Here is a 20,956-nt window from a genome sequence, read left to right as displayed (position 1 = left end):
CGGCTGGAGGAGGAACCGGGAACCGGTTCAGGGGCGGATGGCCAGGAGTAGGTCTACGTCGTAGATCTCTTCGATGGTTTCGGTCGGGAAGAGCTTGCGGAGGTGGGCTCGTTCCTCGGTGAAAAACTCGGCGGTGGCTTCTTCGCCGAGGACCAGGAACGCCGAGTGGCTGGCGATGTTGGCCAGGTGGGTGTCGAGCGGGACCTCGCGGCTCCAGCGGATCTGACGGCGGGTGAAGTCGAGGCGGCCGGCGGTGTCGGTGAGGGCGGCGGCCGCGCCGGAGCCGCTCTTCTCGATCGGGATGTCGGGGTCCACGCCGAGGAAGTGGTGGATGCGGGTGGTGGCGTCGGCGATCCAGGGGACGTCGACGGCGTCGGTGTTCCACCACAGGGCGAGTGCGCCGCCGGGGCGGAGTACGCGGAGGGCTTCCGGGACCGAGCGGGTCGGGTCGGTCCAGTGCCAGGACTGGGCGTAGGTCAGGAGGTCGGTGGAGGCGGTGGCGACGGGGAGGGCGTTGCCGTCGCCTCGGACCAGGGGGAGGTGGGGGTGGGTGCGGCGGAACTGGGCGGCCATGCCCGCGCCGGGTTCCACGGCGAGGACGTGGGCGCCTCGGGTGTGGAGGAGGGTGGTGGATATGCCGGTGCCGGCGCCTACGTCGATGGTGCGGGAGCCGGGGAGGGGGCGGGGGGCCAGGGATTCGATGGTGTCGAAGAGGGTGGGCGGGTAGGAGGGGCGGTTCGCCGCGTACTGGGCTGCGGCGGTGTTGAAGGAGTGGGCTCGGGTGGAGTGGGCTCGGGTGGTGTGGGAGGGGTGGGGGCGGGGGTGGGAGGAGGTCATGGGGACCATGGTGGCTTGGCGGGGTGGTGTTGGGGGAGGGTTCTTCGCCCCCGCCCCCGCCGCCGCTGCCCGTCCCTCCCCCACTCTCGGCTTCGCTCGAGCGGGAGGTGCCCCCATCCAGGGGCTCTGCCCCTTCGACCCCCAGGTGCGGGTTCGTCGTGGTTGCTCGCGCAGTTCCCCGCGCCCCTGAAGGGGCGCTGTGTCCTCGGGCGGCTTAGCTGCGGTTCCGCTTCGCTGGGTTCCGTGTGCGCTTGGCTGTGCGGCGGTCGTACTGCTGGCGGGCCGTCGTGTATTCCCCGCGGTGGAGGGACTCGCCCGGGGCCTCCTTCAGGGAGCGGAGGAAGTAGGCGGTCAGGGAGCCGAGAAAGCCGATGGTGAGGAGGCCTCGTAGGGAGGACTGGCGGGCCGGGTCGGGGCGTTGGGTGAAGGAACCCCAGGTGTGACCGAAGGCCAGGGCGCTGCAGGTGGCGAACATGATGACGACCAGGATGCTGACGAATCCGCCGACCGAGGCCAGTTGCAGGCCCTCGTAGGCCAGGCGCAGCACCAGGCCGGAGACGACCAGGGCGGCGAGCGAGCCGGCGGTGACGGTCACGCGGCGGGCCGTGTAGGTGCCGTCGTGGTTCAGCCAGGTCGTCCCGAAGAAACGGATGGGCTCGGGGCGAGGGCCCGTGGGGGTCGCCTGGGTCGCCGAGGGCGCCTGGAGCTGGGACGGCTTCTGCGGCTCTTGCGGCTGCTGCGGCTCCTGCTCCGCCCGGGTGTTCTTCGGTTCGTCGCTCACGGGTCGATTATGGCGCTGGGGTGGGAGCGGTCTCGCGGCGGCATCGGAGGCGGGCGGTGATACCTGGCGGCATCGGGGGCGGGACAGACGACCGCGGGTGGTATTTGACGACTGCACGGCGACACCACACGGCCTCGGGCGATACGCGACGGGCTTCACGGCGGCACCACACGATCTCGAGGTGCAAGCAAGCGTCGGGTCAGACGACTCCGCAGTGTCGCACGGCGGCGGTGCAAGGCGGCCCCGCAGTGACGCCACGCAGCAGCGTCAGGTGACTTCACGGTGACACCCGGCGGCAGCGCGAGGCGGCCTCACGGGGTACCGCGCCCTCGTCCCCATACCTGGCGGCGATGCCGACCGCCGTCCCGGGATCCCGGCGGCTTCGTCGCGGTACCCGTGCGGTACCGCGACGTTCTCCGTGCCGCGCGCCGCTCCCGTCGGCACCGCCCGGCCGCACCCTCGTCCGTCAGCCGCAGCGTCCCGCCACGTAGCCGTCGCTGCCGGTGTAGACGTAGGCGTCGGAGATGTACTGGCCGTCGTCGATGTTGTCCCAGACGTTGGTGGTGCCGTAGGGGCCGGTGATGGTCTGGCCCGGGGTCTGGCAGTAGATCGGCACCCTGGCGCCCTCGGCGAGGACGCGGACGATGCCGTAGCTGGTGCTCGGACCGCTGCGGACGTTGACGCGGACGCCCGGAGCGACCGAGTAGTAGCGAACGGCTGCCGTCACCGTCGCGGCGGTGGCCGAGACCGTGGCCGTCCGCTCCCCCTCGCCGTCCCCCGCGATCTCTTCGACATGCTCGACAGACATGGCTGAACTCCCCCCGTTTGAAACCCCGTTAAACCCCGTTTGATCCCCAGGCAAGCCATGGGGACCCTTTGATACCCCTGAATCAGGACACACACACCTGTGCGTTTTTCGCACGTGCAGGCTAGCAAGCCGCCTCTGTCCCGTACGTGTCATCGACTAGGCTCCGTGCGTCGCGAGAGCGGCCGAAACAGCACGGGGGTGGACCCATGGCACCGCAACGGGGCACCGGGTCGGGAGCGGAAGCGGAACTTCCTGAGTACGCCGGTCAGTACCGTCTGGAGTCGTGTCTGGGTTCGGGTGGCATGGGCGTCGTCCATCTGGCCGCCTCGACCTCCGGCCTGCGGCTCGCGGTGAAGGTGGTGCACGCCGAGTTCGCCAAGGACCCCGAGTTCAGGGGGCGTTTCCGGCAGGAGGTCGCCGCCGCCCGGCAGGTCAGCGGTGCCTTCACCGCGCCCGTCGTCGATGCCGACACCGACAGCCCCCGGCCCTGGATGGCCACCCTCTTCATACCCGGCCCGACCCTCGCGGAGTACGTCAAGCGGAACGGCCCCATGCCGCCCGGGCAGTTGCGGCGGCTCATGGCCGGACTCGCGGAGGCCCTGCGCGACATCCACCGTGCCGGTGTGGTGCACCGGGATCTCAAGCCCAGCAACGTCCTGCTCGCCGAGGACGGACCCAAGGTCATCGACTTCGGTATCTCCCGGCCGAAGGACAGTGAACTGCGCACCGAGACCGGGAAGTTGATCGGCACCCCGCCGTTCATGGCCCCCGAGCAGTTCCGGCGGCCCCGGGAGGTCGGGCCCGCCGCCGACATCTTCGCCCTGGGCTCGGTGACCGTGCACGCGGCCACCGGGCGCGGGCCGTTCGACTCCGACAGTCCCTACGTCGTCGCCTACCAGGTCGTCCACGACGAGCCGGACCTCACCGGCGTACCCGAGAACCTCGCGCCGCTCGTCCGCGCCTGCCTCGCCAAGGAGCCCGAGGACCGGCCCACGGCGGACGAGCTGATGCACGAACTCCGTTTCGTGGCCGCCTCGTACGACACCCAGACCCTCGTACCGACCCAGCGGGAGAGGGAAGGAGCGGGTTGGGGGGCTTTCCCGGGCCGGGCCGCCGATCAGGGCACGGGCAAGGAGACGAGCGAGGACACCGGCGCGGGCAGGGAGACCGGCGCGGGCAGGGGCACGGGCGCGGGCTCAGCTTCAAACACGGGCTCGGCCTCAGGCACGGGCTCCGCCCCGAGCACGGGTACATCTCCGAGCACGGGTACGGGTACGGGTACGGGTACCAGCGGCGGCCGTGGCCGTTCCGTCGGGTGGCTGCGCAAGCGGGCCGTTCTGGTCGCCGCCTCGCTGGCGCTCGTCGCGGGTGGAGGGTTCGCCTCGGTGCGGGTGCTGGGGGACGACGGTGGACAGGCAGGCGGTGACAGGGCCACGCCGCGGGCCAGTGGGGCCGCGGCCACCGCCCCCGTCCTCCAGGCCTGGGCCACCAAGCCGGCGGCGAAGAAGAAGAGTGTGCCGCAGTGCTCGTACGGGGCGGGGAAGGTGCTGTGCGTGCAGCCGGGGCTGGTCTCCGCGCTGGATCCGGCGGACGGCAGTGTGCTGTGGCGGCACCCCGTCGACGGGGCGGGTGCGGTGGGCACGGGTGATCCGCCCGTCGAGTCGGGCGGGCTGGTGCACGTCCTCACGGAGCAGAGCAGCCGGGTGCAGGCGCTCGACCCGGACTCCGGCGAGGTGCGGTGGGAGCGGGACATCTCCGCGTACGGCGGCAAGCGATATGTGGGCGGCACGCTGCTGCTGACCGCCGCCGACGGGACGGTCACCGGGGTGGACGGCGCCACCGGCGACACGAAGTGGAGCGGACGGATCCCGGGGCAGCCGGAGGCGTACTTCACGTCGTTCGACGGGGACCGGCCGGCCTACCTGGCGAGCGTCACCGGCACGGGGCCGGGGGCACGGACGCGGATCACCGCGGTGGACCCGGACACGGGTGACGTGCGGTGGGACACCCGGCTGGAGGGCCGGCTGGAACCGGTGGGGGCCCAGGACGGCGTCCTCTTCCTCGCCGCGATCGGGGGCGCCTATCCCGACACGGTCGCCGTGGTCCGGTACGACCCCGGCACCGGGGCAACGGTCCGGGTCACGCTGCCCGTACGGCTCGAACAGGCCCGCGCGGTCGTGCGGGGGGACGTCGTGTACCTGCTGAGCGGCGTCGGCGGGGCGCTGACGGCTCTCGACATGGAGGCCCGCAAGCAGCTGTGGCGGACCGAGACAGGGGTCTCGCGGAGTTCGGCACCGGTCGCCGACGACCGGCATGTGTACTTCACCTCGTCCGACGGGCGGCTGCTCGCGGTGGACGTGTGGAAGGGCGGGATCAGCGGGGACACGCCGTCGCGGCTGGGGAAGTCGGACCGGGTCACCGCCGCGCTGCCCGAGCCCGTGATCATCGACGGTCGCGTCTGCGTGGGCGCGCTCGACGGAACCGTGCTCGGGCTGGACGGAACCGATCCGGCGAGCTGGTGACCCACCCGGGCACGGCGGCCGGACGGCCTGACGGCCCGCCGACTCCACGGCCGCACCGCCCGCCGACTCCACCGCCGCAAGGCATACGCGGCGGGCACGCGGCCGACTTCACGCCTGCGGCCGGCTGACCCCACGGCCGCACCGCCCGCCGACTCCACCGCCGCAAGGCATACGCGGCGGGCACGCGGCCGACTTCACGCCTGCGGCCGGCTGACCCCACGGCCGCACAGCCGGCCGCCTGCACGACGGCGACTCCGCACGGCCGGCCGCCTGCACAACCGCACGGCTGAGGGCCGCCCCCGCCCGGGGAACGGCCCTCGCCACGCAGTCCGTCTCCGCGCGGAACCTCAGCCCAGCAAGCTGACGTCCCGCACCGCGCCCTTGTCGGCGCTGGTGGCCATCGCGGCGTACGCCCTCAGCGCGGCCGACACCTTGCGTTCCCGGTTCTTCGGGGCGTAGACGCCGTTCAGGGCCTGCTCGCGGCGGGCCAGCTCGGCGTCGTCGACCAGCAGCTCGATCGAACGGTTCGGGATGTCGATGCGGATGCGGTCGCCGTCCTCGACGAGGGCGATCGTGCCGCCGCCGGCCGCCTCGGGCGAGGCGTGGCCGATGGAGAGTCCGGAGGTGCCGCCGGAGAAGCGGCCGTCGGTGATCAGCGCGCAGGACTTGCCCAGGCCTCGGCCCTTCAGGTACGAGGTCGGGTAGAGCATCTCCTGCATGCCGGGGCCGCCCTTGGGGCCCTCGTAGCGGATGACGACGACGTCGCCCTCCTTGATCTCCTTCATGAGGATCTTCTGGACGGCCTCCTCCTGCGACTCGCAGACGACCGCCGGGCCCTCGAACGTCCAGATCGACTCGTCGACGCCGGCCGTCTTCACCACGCAGCCGTCGACCGCCAGGTTGCCCTTGAGCACCGCGAGGCCGCCGTCCTTGGAGTAGGCGTGCTCGGCGGAGCGGATGCAGCCGCCCTCGGCGTCGTCGTCCAGGGAGTCCCAGCGCTCGGACGTGGAGAAGGCCTCGGCGGAGCGGACGCAGCCGGGGGCCGCGTGCCACAGCTCGACGGCCTTGGGGGACGGGGAGCCGCCGCGCACGTCCCAGGTCTTCAGCCAGTCGGCGAGGGAGGCGCTGTGGACGGAGTTCACGTCCTCGTTGAGCAGGCCCGCGCGGTGCAGCTCGCCCAGCAGGGCGGGGATGCCGCCGGCGCGGTGCACGTCCTCCATGTAGTACGTGCGGTCCTTGGCGACGTTCGGCGCGACCTTCGCGAGGCACGGCACACGGCGGGAGACCGCGTTGATCTCGTCGAGGCCGAAGGGGACGCCCGCCTCCTGGGCGGCGGCCAGCAGGTGCAGGATCGTGTTGGTGGAGCCGCCCATGGCGATGTCGAGGGCCATGGCGTTCTCGAACGCCGCGAAGCTCGCGATGGAGCGGGGCAGGACCGTCTCGTCGTCCTGCTCGTAGTAGCGGCGGGTGATGTCCATGACCGTACGGGCGGCGTCCTCGTACAGCGCCTTGCGGGCGGTGTGGGTGGCGAGGGTCGAGCCGTTGCCCGGCAGGGAGAGGCCGATGGCCTCGGTCAGGCAGTTCATCGAGTTGGCGGTGAACATGCCGGAACAGGAGCCGCAGGTCGGACAGGCGTTCTCCTCGATACGGAGGATGTCCTCGTCCGAGATCTTGTCGTTCACGGCGTCGGAGATCGCGTCGACCAGGTCGAGCGTACGGACCGTGCCGTCGACGAGCGTGGCGCGGCCGGACTCCATGGGACCGCCGGAGACGAAGACGGTCGGGATGTTGAGCCGCAGGGCCGCGTTCAGCATGCCCGGGGTGATCTTGTCGCAGTTGGAGATGCAGATCAGGGCGTCGGCGCAGTGCGCCTCGACCATGTACTCCACGCTGTCCGCGATCAGGTCGCGGGAAGGGAGGCTGTAGAGCATGCCGCCGTGGCCCATCGCGATGCCGTCGTCGACGGCGATCGTGTTGAACTCGCGCGGGATGCCGCCCGCTTCGCGGATCGCCTCGCTGACGATGCGGCCCACGGGCTGCAGGTGCGTGTGGCCCGGCACGAACTCGGTGAAGCTGTTGGCGACCGCGATGATCGGCTTGCGGCCGATGTCCGCGCCCGGTACACCGGAGGCGCGCATAAGGGCGCGGGCGCCCGCCATGTTGCGGCCGTGGGTGACTGTGCGGGACCTCAGCTCGGGCATCGCGCTCGCTCCTTCAGAGACTGCGATCAGAGACTTCTGACTGAGACGAGCGTACGCCCGTTGCTCCAGGGGTTGGACAGCTTGTCCGGAATGCGGGATGGGCGTCTCGGTTTTCGGCTGCGGGCCGGTGGGGACCTACGGAGGCCGACGGGGGCCGACACAGGCCGACGCAGGCCGGTCGTGCCGTGCGGCCGTGGCCCTAACGGGGCGCGGTCAGGTGGGCCTGCACCACAGGGGCCACCCTCTCGATGATCCGCTCCGGGTCCGCCGACGCCAACGGCTCGACCTTGATCACGTACCGCAGCATCGCGATGCCCACCAATTGGGCGGCTGCCAGCTCGGCGCGCAGCTCCGCGTCCGGGACGTCCAGGCGGCCGGCGATCCGGCGGAGCACCTGGGTGGCGATGATGCGGCGGAAGACGGCGGCGGCGGCCTCGTTGTTCACGGCGGAGCGGACGATCGCGAGGAGGGGCGCGCGGGTGGCCGGGTTCTCCCAGACGCCGAAGACGAACCGGGTGAGCCGCTCGCCGACGCCGTCGAGCGGGCCCTCCTCGACGGCCTTGGGGGCTTCCATGGCCGGGGCGAAGGAGAGCGTGACGGCCGCCTCGAACACCTGTTCCTTCGTACCGAAGTAGTGGTGCACGAGTGCCGAGTCCACCCCGGCGGCCTTGGCGATGCCGCGTACGGACGTCTTGTCGTAGCCGCGCTCGGAGAACTCCTCGCGGGCCGCGGCGAGGATGCGGTCACGGGTGGCGGGCGTGTCGGCCGCTTCCGTACGGGAGGGCCGGCCCCGGCGGCGGGGGGTGGCCGAGGTCACGGCCGGGGGACCTGCGCGGCGGAGGCCAGGTGCAGCCGGGTGAAGGCGAGGGCCTCCGCCAGGTCGGCCTCGCGCTCGGCGGCGGACATGGCGCGGCGGGTGTTGACCTCGATCACGACGTGGCCGTCGAAGCCGCTCAGGGCGAGACGTTCCAGCAGCTGGGCGCAGGGCTGGCTGCCGCGGCCCGGGACGAGGTGCTCATCCTTGGCCGACCCCTTGCCGTCCGCCATGTGCACATGCCCGAGACGGTCGCCCATACGGTCGACCATCTCCAGGGCGTCGGTGCGGGAGGTCGCGGAGTGGCTGAGGTCGATCGTGAAGTGCCGGTAGTCGTCCTTCGTCACGTCCCAGTCGGGGGCGTACGCGAGCATCTCGCGGTCGCGGTAGCGCCAGGGGTACATGTTCTCGACGGCGAACCGTACGTCCGTCTCGTTCGCCATCCGCCAGATCCCGGTGACGAAGTCGCGCGCGTACTGGCGCTGCCAGCGGAACGGCGGGTGCACGACGACCGTGCTGGCGCCGAGCTTCTCGGCGGCGGCCTGGGCGCGCTGGAGCTTGACCCACGGGTCGGTGGACCACACCCGCTGGGTGATCAGCAGGCAGGGGGCGTGTACGGCGAGGATCGGGATCTGGTGGTAGTCGGAGAGGCGGCGCAGGGCCTCCAGGTCCTGACTCACCGGGTCGGTCCAGACCATGACCTCCACACCGTCGTAGCCCAGGCGCGCGGCGATCTCGAAGGCCGTGGCCGTCGACTCCGGGTACACGGAGGCCGTGGACAGGGCGACCTTCGCATCCGGGATCCGCACGACGTCTGCCACGCGGGACAGCCTAAGGGGTGCGTTTCGTCGTGTGGGCCGGGGTGGGGGGTTCGGCCGGGTGTGAGGGCCCTCGCCTGTGCGCCGTTGGGGGTACGCGACGAGGTCGGCCACGGGTGGGTACGGGTGGGTGGGGGATGGTCGCGCGGTTCCTCGCGCCCCTGCTTTTCAGGGGCGCGAGGAACCGCGCGAAGCCCGCTCAGCCGCAGCCGATCACGCGACCGACCGGCCCGACGCCGTACCCATGTGGTCCAGCCGCTGCAGGATCACACCCTCTCTCAGCGCCCACGGGCAGATCTCCAGCGTCTCCACCTGGAACAGGTCCACCGCGGCCTCCGCCACCAGCGCGCCCGCGAGGAGCTGGTTGGCGCGGCCCTCGGAGACGCCGGGGAGCGCGGCTCGTTGGGCGGTGGTCATGCCGGCGAGTTTGGGAACCCAGGTCTCGAGGGCGTCGCGCTTGAGGTCGCGCTGGACGTAGAGGCCGTCGGTGGAGCGGGCGGCACCGCCGATGCGGGCGAGCTGCTTGAAGGTCTTGGACGTGGCGACGACGTGGTCGGGGGCGCCGAAGCGGCTGAACTCACCGACCGTACGGGCTATCTGCGCCCGGACGTGGCGGCGCAGGGCGCGGATGTCGTCGGGGGCGGGCGGGTCGCCGGGGAGCCAGCCGGCGGTGAGGCGGCCGGCGCCGAGGGGCAGCGAGGCGGCGGCGTCGGGTTCCTCGTCTATGCCGTAGGCGATCTCCAGGGAGCCGCCGCCGATGTCGAGGACGAGGAGCTTGCCGGCCGACCAGCCGAACCAGCGGCGGACGGCGAGGAAGGTCAGCCGGGCCTCCTCGGCGCCGGCGAGGACCTGCAGTTCGACGCCGGTCTCGTCCTTGACGCGGGCGAGGACCTCGTCGGCGTTGCTGGCCTCGCGCACCGCGGAGGTGGCGAACGGGAGCAGTTCCTCGACGCCCTTGTCCTCGGCGGCCTGGAGCGCCTCGTGGACGACGGCGATGAGTTTGTCGACCCCTTCGGGGTCGATGGCCCCGGCCTCGTCGAGGAGTTGGGCAAGGCGCAGTTCCACCTTGTGCGAGTGCGCGGGCAGCGGGCGCGCGCCCGGGTGTGCGTCCACCACCAGCAGATGCACCGTGTTCGATCCCACGTCGAGGACACCGAGTCTCATGGGCGGAACGCTACTGCCAGCGGAGCCGTGCGCCGTCCTCGATCCGGCGTCGGGCGCCGTACCCTGGTCAGGTGCCAAAGACGAAAAAGGCAAAGGCCGACAAGTCGGCAGCGGGAGCGGCTGTGGCCGGCGGCTCCTCGCGGGCGAAGGCGGCGACCAAGCCACCGAAGTCGATGAAGGACTCGGCGGAGTCCACCGCCCCGGACGAGAAGGGTCTCGATTTCGCGCGCGCGTGGGTGGAGTTCCCTGATCCGGCGGACGACGAGCAGGTCTTCCGCTGCGATCTGACCTGGCTGACCTCTCGCTGGAACTGTGTCTTCGGCAGCGGTTGCCAGGGCATCCAGGCGGGCCGCGCGGCCGACGGGTGCTGCACCCTGGGTGCCCACTTCTCGGACGAGGACGACGAGAAGCGCGTCGCCGGACATGTGGCGAGGCTCACTCCGGAGATCTGGCAGTTCCACGATGTGGGCACGAAGACCGGCTGGGTCTCCAAGGACGAGGACGGCGACCGTCAGACACGCCCGTACAAGGGGTCGTGCATCTTCCAGAACCGGCCCGGTTTCGCCGGGGGTGCGGGCTGTTCGCTGCACATCCTGGCCCTCCAGGAGGGTCGCGAGCCGCTGGAGACCAAGCCGGACGTCTGCTGGCAGCTGCCGGTCCGGCGCACGTACGACTGGATCGACCGGCCCGACGACACGCGGGTGCTCCAGGTGTCGATCGGCGAGTACGACCGCCGCGGCTGGGGCCCGGGCGGCCACGACCTGCACTGGTGGTGCACCTCGGCGACCTCGGCGCACGGCGCGGGTGACCCGGTGTACGTCTCGTACCGCCCGGAGCTGACCGAGCTGATGGGCAAGGCGGGGTACGACCGCCTGGTCGAGCTGTGCGAGCAGCGGCTGGCCTCCCGGCTGCCGCTGGTGGCTCCGCATCCGGCGGATCCGACGGAGGCGTAGCGGAATCCGCCGGGCCCGTGAGCGGACCATCGGCTTCCCTCCCCTCCCCTCCCCTCCCGCTTCCCTTCCCCCCGCCGGTCTACGAGGCCGGTGGGGGGTCTCCGCCTCCGTCGCCCGGCGGTGTCGTCGGGCCGCCCGGGTCCGTGGGGGCCGGGTCGGTGGGTGTCGGGGTCGGGTCGGGCTGGGCCGGGCCGGTGGGGGTGGGGTCCGGGTCGGGGGTCGGAGGCGGGACGGTGGGTCTCGGCGGGCCGGGGTCCGGGACCGGCTGGGTCGGCGGGGAGTCGACCGGCGGCGTCGGCATCGGACCGTAGCCCTCGATCGTCACCACGGCCCCCGAGGGAGCCAGCGACACCTGCGCCGTCCAGTACCCGGCGGGTTCGCTCAGCTGGTCGACGTACACCTTGACCGTCGAGGACTCGCCGGGTTTCAGGGTGCCCGAGGACTGGCTGAGGTAGAGCCAGTCGGCGCCGGTGCGGGCGGACCAGCGGACGGGTGAGTCGCCGGTCGCCCTCAGGGTGATGACGGTGGTGTCGCCGTCGTTCGCGGCGGCGACGGAGAGCGTGCCCCGCCCCTTGCCCTGGGTGACCTCCACGGACACGTCGTCCGCCGCGCGCTTCCCCCTGCCCAGGCGGGCGCCGGGCTCGGTCCGGGCGTTGCCGGCGTTCTCGTACGCGTCGCCGCTGCCGTCGCCGACGGTCCCGTCGCCGTCGCTCTGCTCCTCGCCCGCGGAGACCGAACGGCCGTCGCTGCCCTCGCCGATGAGGGGGGCGCCCCGGTAGGCGGCCCAGAGGGCGAAGACGGGCGCGGCGACGACGGTGGCGACGACGGTCGTGGTGACGGCACGCGCGCGCAGCCGGTCCCGGCGGGCCGCGCGGTCCCTCGGGTCCATGGGGAAACCGCGCCGGTCGAAGCGGGGGGCGCCGCCCCGCGCGCGCGTGAGGTGGGCCGTCACCAGGCCCAGGGCCGCGCGCGGCGCTTCGAGGACGGGCAGCTCGGATGGCGTGACGCTGGTGCCGGGCCAGCGGCCGGGGACGGCGCGCTCGGCGGCGCGGCGGCAGACGGGGCAGTCGTCGACGTGCCGGACGAGCTCGCGGCGCAGGGGGGCGCTCAGGACGAGCAGGTGATCACCGGTCAGGCGGGCGACGCTCGGGCAGGCGCCGGACTCGACGACGGCGAGGGCCGCCCGGGTGCGCTCCACCTCGCAGGCCGCGGCGGCGAGCAGTTCCCGCGCGGCGGCCTGGTCCATCCCCAGCACGTCGGCGACCTCGTGGGCGGCGAGCTGATGCCGCACCGCCAACTCCAGGGCCTCGCGCTGCTCGGGTGTGGTGCCGGCGGCCTCCGGCCAGGCGAGCAGCGCGAGTTGACGCCGCCGCTGCCGCTCCTCGTCCTCGGAGAGGGCCGGGGTCCGGACGGCGGTCTTCGCTGCGCGCGGCTTCTCGGCCCCACCGCCATGTGCGGACTGGCGGCCGGAGGCACGCGCGCCGGGCTGCTTCTGCCGGGCCTCGGCGAGCTTGCGCAGACAGGCCCAACGGGCCAGCGCGTAGAGCCAGGCCCGGCGGTCGTCCGCGTCGTCCGGTCCCCGACGACGCTCGGCGAGCGCGAGCACCTCGGCGAGAGCCGCGGTCGCCGCGTCGTGGTCGCACAGCACGGACATGCAGTAGGTGAACAGGCCGTCCAGGTACGGCTCGTAGCGCGCCGGCGCGCGCTGCGCCACCGCGCGCGCCGCCGCTCGATCGCGCGCCTCGCGGTGCGCCCTGTGTGCGCCGGTGGTGCGGGGCGAGGTTTCCGGACCGATGCTCATCATTCATGGACGGTAGGCGCCCGGAACCTGCGCCTTCTCACCCCTTCAGCACATTTACTCCGTACGGGTGAAACGATCCCTCATAAGGGGACAGCAACCCCGAGTTTCGCGGCGCACGGCCGGAATGTTGTGCATTTTATTGACCATCACCAAAAAGTAGCCCTACATTCCCTGGGGTTCGAGTCACCCCCACGCACGAGCGAGCAACGTCCCCTCCTCCGCGTCGACAGGAGCTCCACTCCCATGGCCGTACGCACCCGTCGCTCCAGCACCCGCGCCCTCGCCGCCCTCGCCGCTGCCGTCGTCCTCTCTCTGACCGGCGCCTCCGTCTCGACCGCCACCCCCCGGGCGGCCGCGACCGCCGCCGCCGAACGTCTCACCGGCACGCTCCCCGACGGCGCCACCTGGATCGCCGACGTCCCCGAGAACTGGAACGGCACCCTGATCGTCTTCAGCCACGGCTTCGGCGGCAGAGCGGCCCAGAACGCGCCCCGCGAGGCCGTACGCCTGCGCCTCCTCGAAGAGGGGTACGCGCTCACCGGCTCCTCCTACGACGTGAGCGAGACCCTCTGGGGCCTGGAGAGCGCGGAGCGCGACCAGGTCGCCACCATCGCGGCGGTCACCGAGAAGATCGGCGAACCCACCCGCACCCTCGCCATGGGCCAGTCCATGGGCGGCCTGGTCAACGCCCGGCTCGCCCGCTCGGGGGACGGCGGGATCGACGGCGCCCTGGGCCTGTGCGGCCTCGTGGCCGGCGCCAACGACCTGCACGGCTACCAGCTCGACGCCGAGTACACGATCGCCCGGCTCCTGCTCCCGGACACGCCGGTGAAGCTGGTGGACTTCGCCTCCGAGGCCGAGGGCGCCGTCACCGGCCGGCAGCTCACCGACGCCGTCGTCTCCGCGCAGAAGACCCCCGAGGGCCGCGCCCGCATCGCCCTCGCCGCCGCCTACCTCAACCTGCCCACCTGGGCCTCGGGCGAGGACCGCCCGGCCGCGGGCGAATGGGAGGAGCAGCAGGCCCAGCAGTACTCGTGGCTCGCCCAAGGCATCCTCAACCGGGTCGTGCCCGCCCGCTTCCACATCGAGAAGGCCCTGGGCGGAAACAACTCCGGGAACAAGGGCATCGACTACGCACGCCTGCTGTCCACGTCGCAGCACGCGCCCCTGGTCAAGGCCCTGTACCGAGAGGCCGGCCTCGACCTCCAGGCCGACCTCGCGAACCTGACCGCCCACGCGAAGATCAAGGCCGACCCGGCCGCCGTCGCCGCCGGCGAACGTACCTCCTCCGCCGGCCAGGGCCTCGCCGTCCCCCTCCTCGACATCCACACCACCGCCGACGACCTCGTCCCCGTCGAACAGGAGAACCGCTTCGCCGACCGCGTCCGCGCCTCCGGCGACGGCTCGCTGCTCCGCCAGGCCTACGTGGAACGCCAAGGCCACTGCTTCTTCACCGTCGCCGAGACCGTCGCCGCCCTCCACGCCCTGGAGTCCCGTGTCGACTCCGGCCGTTGGGGCGCCGCCGCGACCCCGGGCGCCCTCCAGAGCGCCGCGACCGCCCTCGACCTCGACGGCGCCGCGTACGTCCCGTACCGCCCGGCGGAACTGACGATCGGTCGCCGCCCGTAGGGAGGCCGGCCGGGGCCCGGTTCCGGCCGGGCAGGGGGATACGCGTGATGCGCCACTGAGGCCCGCGCCCCGAAAGGGGCGCGGGGAACCGCGCGAGCAACCACACACCACCCGCGGCCGCCGCCCCCGAAACCCCACGGCGAACAGCTGCGCACCGGGGCGGGCGGCCGCCCCGAAGCCCCGGCCGAGCACGCGAACCGGCCCGACCGCCGGAGGCTGTCAGTGCACTCCGTTACGGTTCGTGCATGGCTGCCCGTACGAAGACCGCGAAGGACCGGCCGTCCTACCGCTGCACAGAGTGCGGCTGGCAGACGGCCAAGTGGCTCGGCCGCTGCCCCGAATGCCAGGCGTGGGGCACGGTCGAGGAGTACGGCACGCCCGCCGTCCGTACGACCGCCCCCGGCCGGGTCACCACCTCCGCCGTCCCCATCGGCCAGGTGGACGGCCGCCAGGCCACCGCCCGCACGACGGGCGTCCCGGAGCTCGACCGGGTCCTCGGCGGCGGCCTCGTCCCCGGCGCCGTGGTCCTCCTCGCGGGCGAGCCGGGCGTGGGCAAGTCCACCCTCCTCCTCGACGTCGCCGCCAAAGCCGCCGACGCCGAACACCCGACCCTCTACGTCACCGGCGAGGAGTCCGCCGGCCAGGTCCGCCTGCGGGCCGACCGCATCAAGGCCATCCACGACCATCTCTACCTCGCCGCGGAGACCGACCTCGCCGCCGTACTGGGCCACTTGGACGCGGTCAAGCCGTCCCTGCTGATCCTCGACTCGGTCCAGACCGTCGCCTCTCCCGAGATCGACGGCGCCCCCGGCGGCATGGCCCAGGTCCGCGAGGTCGCCGGCGCCCTGATCCGCGCCTCCAAGGAACGCGGCATGTCGACGCTCCTCGTGGGCCACGTCACCAAGGACGGCGCGATCGCGGGCCCCCGCCTCCTGGAGCACCTCGTCGACGTGGTCCTGCACTTCGAGGGCGACCGCCACGCCCGCCTCCGCCTGGTGCGCGGCGTCAAGAACCGCTACGGCGCCACGGACGAGGTCGGCTGCTTCGAGCTGCACGACGAGGGCATCACCGGTCTCACGGACCCCAGCGGCCTCTTCCTCACCCGCCGCGACGAACCCGTCCCCGGCACCTGTCTGACCGTGACCCTGGAGGGCCGCCGCCCCCTGGTCGCGGAAGTGCAGTCGCTCACAGTCGACTCGCAGCTCCCCTCCCCCCGCCGTACGACCTCCGGCCTGGAGACCTCCCGGGTCTCGATGATGCTCGCGGTGCTGGAGCAGCGCGGCCGTATCAGCGCCCTCGGCAAGCGGGACATCTACTCGGCGACGGTCGGCGGGGTGAAGCTCTCGGAGCCCGCGGCGGACCTCGCGATCGCGCTGGCCCTGGCCTCCGCGGCGACCGACACCCCCCTGCCCAAGAACCTCGTGGCGATCGGCGAAGTCGGCCTCGCGGGCGAGGTCAGAAGAGTCACCGGCGTCCAGCGCCGACTGTCCGAAGCACACCGCCTCGGCTTCACCCACGCGCTCGTTCCGTCCGATCCCGGCAGGGTTCCTCCCGGTATGAAGGTCCTGGAAGTGGCCGACATGGGAGATGCTCTGCGGGTACTGCCCCGATCCCGTCGGCGAGAGGCCCCACGGGACGAGGAGGACCGCCGGTAGACTTTGCCCAGGTCTCGCCCGTCCGTACGAACCACATGTGCGAAACGGAAGCGTCCCAGAACCTGCGACCGGAGGAGTGCAGTGGCAGCCAACGACCGGGCAGCAGCTCCCGGAAAGTCCGGTGGGAGCTCCGGTGCCGATGGCCTGATGCGCGCCTCACTGAGCGCCGTGGCACCAGGTACGGCCCTGCGCGACGGGCTTGAGCGGATTCTCCGCGGCAACACCGGCGGACTCATCGTGCTCGGCTTCGACAAGACCGTCGAGCCGATGTGCACCGGTGGATTCGTCCTGGATGTCGAGTTCACGGCCACGCGCCTGCGTGAGCTGTGCAAGCTCGACGGCGGCATCGTCCTGTCCTCGGATCTCTCCAAGATCCTCCGGGCGGGCGTCCAACTGGTCCCGGACCCCACGATCCCCACCGAGGAGACGGGCACCCGGCACCGCACGGCGGACCGCGTCAGCAAACAGGTCGGCTTCCCGGTCGTCTCGGTCTCCCAGTCGATGCGCCTGGTCGCGCTGTACGTCGACGGTCACCGGCGGGTCCTGGAGGACTCGGCGGCGATCCTGTCCCGCGCGAACCAGGCCCTGGCGACCCTGGAGCGGTACAAGCTCCGCCTGGACGAGGTGGCGGGCACCCTCTCCGCGCTGGAGATCGAGGACCTGGTGACGGTCCGGGACGTCTCGGCGGTCGCCCAGCGACTGGAGATGGTCCGGCGCATCGCCACCGAAATCGCCGAATACGTGGTCGAACTGGGCACGGACGGCCGTCTCCTGGCCCTCCAGCTCGACGAACTGATCGCGGGCGTCGAACCGGAGCGCGAACTGGTCGTCCGGGACTACGTCCCCGAGCCGACGGCCAAACGCTCCCGCACGGTCGACGAGGCCCTCCGCGAACTCGACGCCCTCACCCACGCGGAGCTCCTCGAACTCCCCACGGTGGCCCGCGCCCTCGGCTACACCGGCTCCCCCGAGGGCATGGACTCCGCCGTCTCCCCGCGCGGCTACCGCCTCCTGGCCAAGGTCCCCCGCCTCCCCGGCGCCATCATCGACCGCCTCGTCGAGCACTTCGGCGGCCTCCAGAAACTCCTCGCCGCCAGCGTCGACGACCTCCAGACGGTCGACGGAGTGGGCGAGGCCCGCGCACGCAGCGTCCGCGAGGGCCTGTCACGACTGGCGGAGTCGTCGATCCTGGAGCGCTACGTCTAGGCTCCGCCCGTTCGCCGACCTCAGCCCCCCTGAGCCGCCCTCAGGCACCCTCAGCCCGTCCGGCGTTCGAGGACGAGGCCGAAGGCCGACAAGGGGGGTCTGGGGGCGCAGCCCCCAGGGCCGGCTCCCCAGGGACGGCCGGGGTCGAAGGGGCAGCGCCCCTGGGGAGGCGAACGGGTAGGGGCGGCGGGGGCGGAGAAACCCCCGGCCGAACCCGCCCGTCAGTCCTTCTCCAGCACGAACGACGTCCGGGCCGTGGCCAGCCCCGGGCCCTTCGCCTCGACGAGGTACGTCCCGGCGGTGGCCGAACCGGCCGACGGGGTCGCGCAGTTGGGGGCACTGGGGTCGCGGTTCCACTCCACGGTGTAGGTGACCCGGTCACCGGCCGGCACCCTGAACAGCAGGCTGCCCGCGGTCTCATGGCAGTCGTCGGACGCCCAGAACGCGTCGTCGGCATCGGCCGCGGTGATCGTCACGACCGTGTTGTCCGGGCCGAGATCGAGCTTGCAGTCACCGCCGGAGGAGTTGCGGGCGATGAGCTCGAACGTGGGGTTCACCCCGGGCTCGTAGGTGTTACGGACACTGCGCACGGTCAACTTCACGGCCCCGGCGGTGCAGTTGGGCAGGCTCGACCCCGCCGGAACCTGCTCACCGGAACTGCTCCCGTTCTTGCCGCCGTCCTCGGACGTACCACCGCCCGCGGCACCGGACCCACCACCGGCGCCCCCGGCCCCGGAGCCCGAGCCCGAGTCGGAACCAGAACCAGAACCTGTTCCGGAACCCGAACCGGAGTTGTCGCCTCCGGAGCCGGACTCGTCGCCCGACTCGTCCCGCCCGCCCGGGGCTTCACTGATCGCGGGACCGGAACCGGAGGGCCCGGGGGTGATCGAGGTCGCGGGATTCTTTCCGTCGGGCCCGCCCGCGTCGTTGTCGCCGTTCCCACCGCCGCCGGTGACGACCCATACGACCAGGATCGCCAGCAGACCGACGACGGTCAGCAGAATGGCCCTCCGTCGCCAGTAGATGGTGGAGGGAAGCGGCCCGATCGGATTGCGCAGAGATCCCACGGCGCAAACTGTACGAGAGATCCGGCACTTCGCTGGCCCCACCCGCCGCCCGAAACCTCAACTTTTCCGGATCATCATTCCGGTCGTTCCCCCCACAGACCCGACCGGGCGGCCCATGATCGCGGTACGTGATCGTAGAGGCCGGACGGGCACGGTCCGTGACCGGAACAGCGCCGCGCGAGCGGCCCGAACTCCCCGGCCCCGGCCATCCGTTCACGAAATCCGCGCACGGGACGGACCGCTGCGCCGCGACGACGCGCGGGATCAGCCCGCGCCCGCCCCGCCCAAATCCTCTCGCCGTGCCCGCCTGCCCGCCTGCCCGCCTGCCCGCCTGCCACAATCGTCCCCACCACCGAAGTACGTCGGAGGACTTGGAGAAGACGATGGGCGGACCCGTGGAAACCGACGACGCCGCACCGGCGTCGAGGCCGTTGCGGAAGCTGGGGTTTCTGACCATCGGGCTGTTCGACGAGGCCGACCCACGCCGGGGCCACGAGTCGACGCTGGAGATCATCGAGCTGGGGGAACGGCTCGGCTTCGACAGCGCGTGGCTGCGCCACCGTCATCTGCAGTACGGCATCTCCTCCCCCGTCGCGGTCCTGGCGGCGGCCTCGCAGCGCACGCGCCGTATCGAACTGGGCACCGCCGTCATCCCGTTGGGCTGGGAGAACCCGCTGCGGCTCGCCGAGGACCTGGCCACGGTCGACCTCCTGTCCGGCGGCCGGCTCAATCCGGGGGTCAGCGTCGGACCGCCGATGCACTACGACACCGTCAAGGCGGCGCTCTACCCGGACACCGCCGACGCGGAGGACTTCGGCTTCGAACGGGTCCGGCGGCTCCTCGGCTTCGTACGGGGCGAGGCGGCCACCGACTTCAGCGGCACCGAGGGGTTCGAGGTCTTCTCCGAACGGGTCCAGCCGCACTCCCCGGGGCTGGGCGGCCGTATGTGGTACGGCGGCGGCAGCCTCCGGTCGGCGCGGTGGGCCGGCGAGAACGGGATGAACTTCCTGACCAGCAGCGTGGTGAAGGCGGAGGGACAGCAGACGGCGACCGCGGCCGGGGCGGTGGACTTCGCCGGCATCCAGCTCTCCCACATCCGGGAGTTCCGGGCGCACCACCCCGACGGGGAGCGGGCCCGGGTCTCGCAGGGGCTCGTCGTCATCCCCACCGACTCGGCGACCGCGGAGCAGCGCGCCAAGTACGAGGAGTACGCGGCGAAGCGGCTGCCCCGGACCACCGAGCCGCAGGGGCCGGGACGGCTCCTGTTCGCGCCGGACCTGGTCGGCACCTCCGCCGAGATCGCCGGACGGCTGCACGCCCACGCCGCCTTCCGCGAGATCGACGAGGTGGCCTTCGCCCTGCCGTTCACCTTCGACCACGAGGACTATGTGCAGATCCTCACGGACATCGCGACGAAGCTGGGCCCGGAGCTGGGCTGGCGCCCGGCCGCGTGACCGTACGCGGAGAGCCGGGGGGGGTCGGTGCGGGTGCGGGTGCGGGTGCGGGTGGGCCGGGGCTGGTCGCGCAGTTCCGCGCGCCCCTGAAATGCAGGGGCCGCGCCCCTGCTTTTCGGCCCCCACCCACCCGTGGCCACACACCCGCCTCAGACACCCCCCACCAGAACCCATCCCCGGCCACCCCCGCATGGCAGGATCGACGTGCCATGACTGCACCCACGAAGCCTCAGAGCAGCCCTGCCGACGTGACCCCGACCGCACTGCACACCCCGGTGATCGCCTGGTTCGAGACGCATGCCCGTGATCTGCCCTGGCGGCGGGCGGAGGCCGGACCGTGGGGGGTGATGGTCAGCGAGTTCATGCTCCAGCAGACACCGGTCAACCGCGTACTGCCCGTCTATGAACAGTGGTTGGCGCGCTGGCCCCGTCCGGCCGACCTCGCGAAGGAGCCGCCGGGTGAGGCGGTGCGCGCGTGGGGCCGGCTCGGGTATCCGCGGCGCGCCCTGCGGCTGCACGGCGCGGCGGTGGCCATAACGGAACGGCACGGTGGGGACGTACCGCGCGATCATGCGCAGCTGCTCGCGCTGCCGGGGATCGGCGAGTACACGGCCGCGGCGGTGGCGTCGTTCGCGTACGGGCAGCGGCACGCCGTGCTCGACACGAACGTGCGGCGCGTGTTCGCCCGCGCGGTCAGCGGCACGCAGTACCCGCCGAACGCGACCACGGCGGCCGAGCGGAAACTGGCCCGTGCCCTGCTGCCCGAGGACGAAGGTACGGCGTCCCGTTGGGCGGCCGCGTCGATGGAACTGGGCGCGCTGCTGTGCACGGCCAAGAACGAGACGTGCCAGCCCTGCCCGATCGCCGGGCAGTGCGCGTGGCGGCTGGCCGGGAAGCCCGCGCACGAGGGACCGGCACGACGCGGTCAGACGTACGCCGGTACCGACCGTCAGGTCCGCGGCAAGCTTCTCGCCGTACTGCGGGACGCGATCGCGCCCGTGCCGCAGGCGGTTCTCGACCGGGTGTGGGACGAGCCGGTCCAGCGCGCCCGCGCCCTCGACGGACTGGTCTCCGACGGACTGGTGGAACCCCTCCCGGGCGGCCTCTACCGCCTCCCCCTCACCTGACCTCCACCACACCCCACCCTCACCTGACCTGACCTCCACGCCCCACCCCACAGGCCACACATCGCCGAGGCCCCACCGCAACACGGCCCGCAACACGGCCCGCAACACAGCCCTCACCC

General features: G+C 72.4%; 16 protein-coding genes. 7 read left to right on the top strand and 9 right to left on the bottom strand.

From position 1 onward, the window contains the following. Nucleotides 1–27: 27 nt before the first annotated feature. From OG272_RS28785 to OG272_RS28775, 3 genes are all read right to left on the bottom strand, one after another. Complete coding sequence (locus OG272_RS28785; RefSeq protein ID WP_326579281.1) at nucleotides 28–837, bottom strand: class I SAM-dependent methyltransferase; 810 nt, start codon at nucleotides 835–837, stop codon at nucleotides 28–30. A 214-nt stretch (nucleotides 838–1,051) separates the two neighbouring features. Further along, nucleotides 1,052–1,618: an EamA/RhaT family transporter gene (locus OG272_RS28780; protein ID WP_327728322.1), complete on the bottom strand. Its 567-nt coding sequence runs from the start codon at nucleotides 1,616–1,618 to the stop codon at nucleotides 1,052–1,054. Between the two features lie 466 nt (nucleotides 1,619–2,084). Further along, a complete protein-coding gene (locus OG272_RS28775; RefSeq protein WP_326579285.1) occupies nucleotides 2,085–2,426 on the bottom strand; it encodes an SH3 domain-containing protein in 342 nt (113 codons plus the stop codon). Between the two features lie 206 nt (nucleotides 2,427–2,632). Here OG272_RS28775 and OG272_RS28770 point away from each other — a divergent pair, with 206 nt between their 5' ends. After that, entirely contained in the window at nucleotides 2,633–4,948 is a 2,316-nt protein-coding gene (locus OG272_RS28770; protein ID WP_405895184.1) for a protein kinase domain-containing protein, read from the top strand. 347 nt (nucleotides 4,949–5,295) lie between these two features. Here OG272_RS28770 and ilvD read toward each other — a convergent pair whose 3' ends face one another. From ilvD to OG272_RS28750, 4 genes are all read right to left on the bottom strand, one after another. Beyond that, entirely contained in the window at nucleotides 5,296–7,149 is a 1,854-nt protein-coding gene (gene ilvD, locus OG272_RS28765) for a dihydroxy-acid dehydratase (protein ID WP_326579289.1), read from the bottom strand. Nucleotides 7,150–7,348: 199 nt separating this feature from the next. Next, the gene (locus OG272_RS28760; RefSeq protein WP_405895183.1) at nucleotides 7,349–7,966 is read right to left on the bottom strand and encodes a TetR family transcriptional regulator; all 618 of its coding nucleotides are present in this window, start codon (nucleotides 7,964–7,966) and stop codon (nucleotides 7,349–7,351) included. Beyond that, nucleotides 7,963–8,784 (bottom strand): sugar phosphate isomerase/epimerase, encoded by an 822-nt coding sequence (locus tag OG272_RS28755; RefSeq protein ID WP_326579293.1) that lies wholly within the window; start codon nucleotides 8,782–8,784, stop codon nucleotides 7,963–7,965. Before OG272_RS28755 ends, OG272_RS28760 begins: the two co-directional genes overlap by 4 nt. Nucleotides 8,785–8,994: 210 nt before the next feature. Then, nucleotides 8,995–9,945: a Ppx/GppA phosphatase family protein gene (locus tag OG272_RS28750; RefSeq protein WP_326579295.1), complete on the bottom strand. Its 951-nt coding sequence runs from the start codon at nucleotides 9,943–9,945 to the stop codon at nucleotides 8,995–8,997. Between the two features lie 71 nt (nucleotides 9,946–10,016). Between OG272_RS28750 and OG272_RS28745 the strand changes: the two genes are divergently transcribed. Then, a complete protein-coding gene (locus OG272_RS28745) occupies nucleotides 10,017–10,898 on the top strand; it encodes a hypothetical protein (protein ID WP_327728324.1) in 882 nt (293 codons plus the stop codon). Nucleotides 10,899–10,977: 79 nt separating this feature from the next. Here OG272_RS28745 and OG272_RS28740 read toward each other — a convergent pair whose 3' ends face one another. After that, nucleotides 10,978–12,702 (bottom strand): BACON domain-containing protein, encoded by a 1,725-nt coding sequence (locus OG272_RS28740; protein ID WP_405895181.1) that lies wholly within the window; start codon nucleotides 12,700–12,702, stop codon nucleotides 10,978–10,980. Between the two features lie 240 nt (nucleotides 12,703–12,942). Between OG272_RS28740 and OG272_RS28735 the strand changes: the two genes are divergently transcribed. The 3 genes from OG272_RS28735 (at nucleotide 12,943) to disA (ending at nucleotide 17,189) form a co-directional block, all read left to right on the top strand. Further along, entirely contained in the window at nucleotides 12,943–14,328 is a 1,386-nt protein-coding gene (locus OG272_RS28735; RefSeq protein ID WP_405895180.1) for an alpha/beta hydrolase, read from the top strand. Between the two features lie 245 nt (nucleotides 14,329–14,573). Then, entirely contained in the window at nucleotides 14,574–15,983 is a 1,410-nt protein-coding gene (gene radA / locus OG272_RS28730; protein ID WP_326579303.1) for a DNA repair protein RadA, read from the top strand. 81 nt (nucleotides 15,984–16,064) lie between these two features. Continuing rightward, nucleotides 16,065–17,189 (top strand): DNA integrity scanning diadenylate cyclase DisA, encoded by a 1,125-nt coding sequence (gene disA, locus OG272_RS28725; RefSeq protein ID WP_037702381.1) that lies wholly within the window; start codon nucleotides 16,065–16,067, stop codon nucleotides 17,187–17,189. 221 nt (nucleotides 17,190–17,410) lie between these two features. Here the strand turns inward: disA and OG272_RS28720 are convergent, their stop codons facing one another. Then, a complete protein-coding gene (locus OG272_RS28720) occupies nucleotides 17,411–18,256 on the bottom strand; it encodes a hypothetical protein (protein WP_326579308.1) in 846 nt (281 codons plus the stop codon). A gap of 383 nt (nucleotides 18,257–18,639) precedes the next feature. On the opposite strand from OG272_RS28720, the gene OG272_RS28715 reads away from it, so the two are divergent. Both OG272_RS28715 and OG272_RS28710 read left to right on the top strand, forming a co-directional pair. Further along, nucleotides 18,640–19,710 (top strand): LLM class flavin-dependent oxidoreductase, encoded by a 1,071-nt coding sequence (locus tag OG272_RS28715; RefSeq protein WP_327728327.1) that lies wholly within the window; start codon nucleotides 18,640–18,642, stop codon nucleotides 19,708–19,710. 209 nt (nucleotides 19,711–19,919) lie between these two features. Next, a complete protein-coding gene (locus OG272_RS28710; protein ID WP_326579311.1) occupies nucleotides 19,920–20,837 on the top strand; it encodes an A/G-specific adenine glycosylase in 918 nt (305 codons plus the stop codon). Nucleotides 20,838–20,956 lie beyond the last annotated feature (119 nt).

Source organism: Streptomyces sp. NBC_00104, from assembly GCF_045160825.1.
Taxonomy (GTDB): domain Bacteria; phylum Actinomycetota; class Actinomycetes; order Streptomycetales; family Streptomycetaceae; genus Streptomyces.
This window is presented reverse-complemented; position numbering and strand designations above follow the sequence as displayed.